Source organism: Pusillimonas sp., assembly GCF_035515275.1.
In the GTDB taxonomy this organism is placed as follows: domain Bacteria; phylum Pseudomonadota; class Gammaproteobacteria; order Burkholderiales; family Burkholderiaceae_B; genus Pusillimonas.
The window spans coordinates 1-4,463 of record NZ_DATJBQ010000082.1 but is presented as its reverse complement, the minus strand read 5'-3'; the positions used below and the strand labels follow the sequence as shown (position 1 = coordinate 4,463).

Here is a 4,463-nt window from a genome sequence, read left to right as displayed (position 1 = left end):
CAGCGTGTCGATGAACGGCAAAAGGCCTTGATGCAGCCCCAGCTCGCGCAGTTGACGAAGGCAGCTCATGGCATGGCCGCAAGTGAGCAGCTTGAGCATTTCGTCGAACAGGCGCGAAGCCGGAACGTTCTGGATAAGCGGAGCCAGGCGGCGGATGGGTGCGAGCGTGGCAGGGTCGACGGTGCCGTTCAGCTTGCAGGCGAAACGCACGGCGCGCAGCATGCGCACGGGGTCTTCGCGGTAGCGGGTTTCCGGGTCGCCGATCATTCGCACGACACGATTTTTGAGGTCGGGCACACCGCGGTGATAATCGATGACCTCTTCTTTTACAGGGTCGTAGTACAGCGCATTCAGGGTGAAGTCGCGTCGTGCGGCGTCTTGTTCGTGGGTGCCGAAAAGATTGTCGCGCAGGATGCGTCCGTGTTCATCGGTATCTTCGTCGCCGGCTGCAGCCGGTGCCCGAAAGGTGGACGTTTCGATGATCTCTTGACCGAACACCACATGAACCAGACGGAAGCGACGGCCAATGATGCGGGCGCGCCGGAACAGGGGGCGAATTTGTTCGGGCGTGGCGTTGGTGGCCACGTCGAAGTCTTTGGGTTCGAGCCCGATGATCAGGTCGCGTACCGCGCCCCCCACAATGTAGGCGTCGTAGCCTTTTTGCTGCAGTACTTCGCAGACCTTGACGGCATGGCGCGAGACATTGCGCCGGTCGATGCCGTGCTTATCGCGCGCGAAGCGTTCGGGGCCGCGCGCCGAGTTCGAGAACAGACGACCGACAAAGTTTTTTATTGTCTCTTTCAGCATGGGCGTATTTTAGGACTTTGCGTCCTGCATGTCCTTGAAAATATCCAGGATCAGCCAGCCGCGTGCTTGCGCGATCTGCCTCAATGTGGCGCTGGGGTTGGTGACGATGGGGTGGGTGACTACTTCGAGCAGCGGCAGGTCGTTGGACGAGTCGCTGTAGAAATAGCTTTGCTCAAAATCCTGCAAGGCCAGACCCTGATCAGCCAGCCAGGTGTTCACGCGGGTGACCTTGCCTTCCTTGAAGCTGGGCACGCCCTGAATGGCGCCTGTGTAGCGGCCTTCGTGCATTTGCGGCACGGTGGCAATGAGGTGCGGAATATTGAAGGCACGCGTAATGGGGGCGGTGACGAACTCGTTGGTGGCCGTAACGATCGCACACAGATCGCCGCGATCAAGATGCTGATTGACCAGTGCTCTTGCCGCCGGAAGTATGTTGGGCTCGATGACTTCGCTCATGAAAACGGCATGCCACTGCTGCAGATCGGACGGGGTTGCCGCGGCCAGCAGGCCCAGCATGAACTCTGCCGCTTCTTGAGCAGTGAGGTCGCCGGCGTTGTAGCGGTCCATCAGTTCGTTATTGCGGCGTTGGGCCTCTTGCGGGTCGCCGGCCCGGCCGGTACGCGCCAAAAAGTCGGCCCATTGATAGTCGCTATCGAGCGGCAGCAGTGTGTGGTCCAGATCAAACAGGGCCAGGTTTCGTGGGGTGGTCATACGATTTTCGTGTCATCCGGCGACGAAGGCGTCGCCAGCAGATCCTTCAAAAGGGGCAAAGTAATGGCCCGGTGTCGTTCGAGCGAATAACGGTCGAGCGCATTGAGCAGCGTGCTAAGGTGGCTCATGTTACGGGTGTAGTGCGTCAGCACCCAGTTGACGACTTCGGGAGCCAGTTGCAGGCCTCGCTCGGTGGCTTGGGCCTGCAGCGCCTGGGCGCGGTCGTCGTCGGAGAGCTGTTCGAGACGGTAGGTAAGGTCCCATCCGAGCCGGGTACGAAGGTCTTCGCGCAAAGGCATGGCCATCGGAGCCCGGTCGCCGGCCAGAACCAGGGCAAAGGCCCGGGAGGTCGCCGACGCCTCACGCCAGCGATTGTACAAGGCAAATAGCGCTGATTGGGCGCCGGGGCTGAACTGTTCGACATCGTCGATGGCTATCAGGCGCGGGTCGACGTGGTCTTGTTCAGAAAGCTCGCGAAGCGTCTGTTCGGCGGTGACGGCGTCCATATACTGTGCTTGTGCCGGTTCGGCGGTGGCGCGCAACAGGTGGCTGCGACCCGAACCGGGCGAGCCCCACAGATAAATGGCACGCCCGGGCTGCAAGTTGCGCAGCGCATCCAGGGCGGGCGCGTTCTTGCCCACGACGAAGTTGTCCAGCGTAGGAGGCGGAGGAGGCAGAAGATCGAGAATGAGTTGTCGGGGCATTGCCGGGGGTAAAAGCGTAAAATGCGCTGAGTGATTCAGTTCAACACGCAATTCTTACATATCCCACGGCTTTTCTCATGACTACCAAAAATTCCGCCTCCCTGACCTACCGCGACGCCGGGGTCGATATTGACGCCGGCGAGGCGCTTGTCGACCGAATCAAGCCGCTGGCGGCCAAAACCATGCGGGCCGGCGTCATGGCCGGCATCGGCGGGTTCGGCGCGCTGTTCGAGGTGCCCAAACGGTTCAACGAACCCGTGCTTGTGGCCGGAACAGACGGCGTGGGCACCAAGCTGCGCCTGGCGTTCGAGTGGCAGCGCCACGACACGGTGGGCGTCGACCTGGTCGCCATGAGCGTCAACGACATTCTCGTGCAAGGTGCCGAGCCCCTGTTTTTTCTTGACTACTTTGCTTGCGGAAAGCTTTCGGTCGACACGGCAGCCAGTGTCGTGGGCGGTATTGCCCGCGGTTGCGAGCTGGCCGGCTGTGCTCTGATCGGTGGCGAAACCGCCGAAATGCCCGGCATGTACCCCGACGGCGAATATGATCTCGCGGGTTTTGCCGTGGGTGCCGTTGAAAAATCCCTCATCATCGACGGCAAGTCGATTGTCGAGGGCGATGTGGTGTTGGGCCTGGCATCCAGCGGCGCCCACTCCAACGGCTTCTCGCTCTTGCGAAAGATACTCACGCACGCCAATGCGCGTCCGACTCAAGAGCTGGGCGACAAACCGTTGGCCGACGTCGTGATGGAGCCCACGCGCATCTACGTGAAGTCGGTATTGGCTGCGCTGAGCAAGCACACTGCCGCCATCAAGGGCCTGGCGCATATTACCGGTGGTGGTTTGCTGGACAACGTGCCGCGCATTCTTCAGCCGGGCCTGGCCGCCGAGCTGCACCGCGATGCGTGGGTCATGCCCGAACTCTTTTCCTGGCTGCAGCAAAACGGCAGCGTGGCCGATGCTGAAATGCATCGTGTGTTCAACTGCGGCATCGGCATGGTTATTGTGGTGCCGGCCAATCAGGCCGACGCAGTATCTGCCACCCTGGCCGAGCACGGCGAGCAGGTCAGCGTCATCGGTCGCATTGTGGGTCAGGCCCTGGGCGCGCCTCAAACTGTTGTTATCTAAAACCGTCTTCCAGAATGCGGCGAGCCTGGTCTTTTACCTGGCTTGCCGCATCGGGCGCCAGGCAGTCCACCTGAATCCTGTCAGGCTGCGACCTTAGCCACGTTAGCTGGCGCTTGGCCAATTGCCGGGTGGCTGCAATGGCTCGCTCAATGGCTTCATTCAGGCTGCCGCGCCCGTCCAGGTGCTCCCATATCTGACGGTATCCGACACAGCGCATCGAGGGCAGGCCCGCATGCAGATCAGGCCTTTGGTGCAACCCGATCACCTCTTGAACCAGGCCCTGATCGATCATGGCCATGTATCGCCGGCCTATACGCTCATGCAGGGCAAGTCGGTCGGAAGGCTCAAGGCTGATGGTGACATAGCGAAAGCGCTCATCGTCAGGAACAGGGCGCTTGGCCAATAGCTCGGACATGGGCCGGCCGGCAAGGTGGAAAATTTCCAGGGCGCGTTGTATTCGTTGGCTGTCGTTGGGGGCCAGTCGCTGCGCGGTGGCAGGGTCGACCACGGCCAATTCACGATGCAATTGGGGCCAGCCCAACGTTTGCGCGCGCGCTTCGATTTCATCGCGCAGGGCCTGGTCGGCGCGCGGCAGATCGTCCAGGCCTTCGCGCAACGCCTTGTAATACAGCATGGTGCCGCCGCAAAGCACCGGGATATGGCCGCGCGCCCGAATCTCGTCGATCAGGCGCAAAGCATCTTCGCAAAAGGCCGCGGCTGAATAGCTTTCAGCGGGGTCTCGTATGTCGAGCAAATGGTGCGTGATGCGCGCGCGCTCTTCATGCGAAGGCTTGGCCGTGCCGATATCCATGCCCCGATAAATGGTGGCGGAATCGACATTGATGATTTCTACCGGCCAGTCGGCGGCAAGCGCCAGTATGGACGCGCTTTTGCCGGCTGCGGTGGGGCCGGCGATACATACGATGGGTGTGCTCATTGGCCGCGCAGAAAGAATCGGTCCAGCTCGCCAAGCTTCCAGTGTATCCAGGTCGGGCGCCCGTGGTTGCATTGGTCGGCCCGTTCGGTGCGTTCCATCTGGCGCAGAAGCCCGTTCATTTCGTCCAGCGTCAGGCGGCGGTTGGCACGCACTGAACCGTGGCAGGCCATGGTGGCT

The 4,463-nt window shown here is 61.3% G+C and carries 6 protein-coding genes; 1 reads left to right on the top strand and 5 read right to left on the bottom strand.

Features of this window, described 5'->3' with window-relative positions:
- The 3 genes from pcnB to hda form a co-directional block, all read right to left on the bottom strand.
- Positions 1-807: polynucleotide adenylyltransferase PcnB (pcnB, locus tag VL003_RS06040; RefSeq protein ID WP_325440594.1), on the bottom strand; the 807-nt coding region annotated here is incomplete at its 3' end.
- 9 nt (positions 808-816) lie between these two features.
- Positions 817-1,518: an HAD family hydrolase gene (locus VL003_RS06035; RefSeq protein WP_325440592.1), complete on the bottom strand. Its 702-nt coding sequence runs from the start codon at positions 1,516-1,518 to the stop codon at positions 817-819.
- Positions 1,515-2,222 carry a DnaA regulatory inactivator Hda gene (gene hda / locus VL003_RS06030; RefSeq protein ID WP_325440590.1) on the bottom strand — a complete coding sequence of 236 codons (708 nt, stop codon included), beginning with the start codon at positions 2,220-2,222 and terminating at the stop codon, positions 1,515-1,517. Before hda ends, VL003_RS06035 begins: the two co-directional genes overlap by 4 nt.
- A gap of 77 nt (positions 2,223-2,299) precedes the next feature.
- On the opposite strand from hda, the gene purM reads away from it, so the two are divergent.
- Entirely contained in the window at positions 2,300-3,349 is a 1,050-nt protein-coding gene (gene purM / locus VL003_RS06025; RefSeq protein ID WP_325440588.1) for a phosphoribosylformylglycinamidine cyclo-ligase, read from the top strand.
- Here the strand turns inward: purM and miaA are convergent.
- Both miaA and VL003_RS06015 read right to left on the bottom strand, forming a co-directional pair.
- Positions 3,342-4,286 (bottom strand): tRNA (adenosine(37)-N6)-dimethylallyltransferase MiaA, encoded by a 945-nt coding sequence (gene miaA, locus VL003_RS06020; protein ID WP_325440586.1) that lies wholly within the window; start codon positions 4,284-4,286, stop codon positions 3,342-3,344. The two genes, purM and miaA, sit on opposite strands and share 8 nt — an antisense overlap.
- The coding region (locus VL003_RS06015; RefSeq protein ID WP_325440584.1) for a hypothetical protein at positions 4,283-4,463 on the bottom strand (181 nt) is incomplete at its 5' end. The genes miaA and VL003_RS06015, both read right to left, overlap by 4 nt.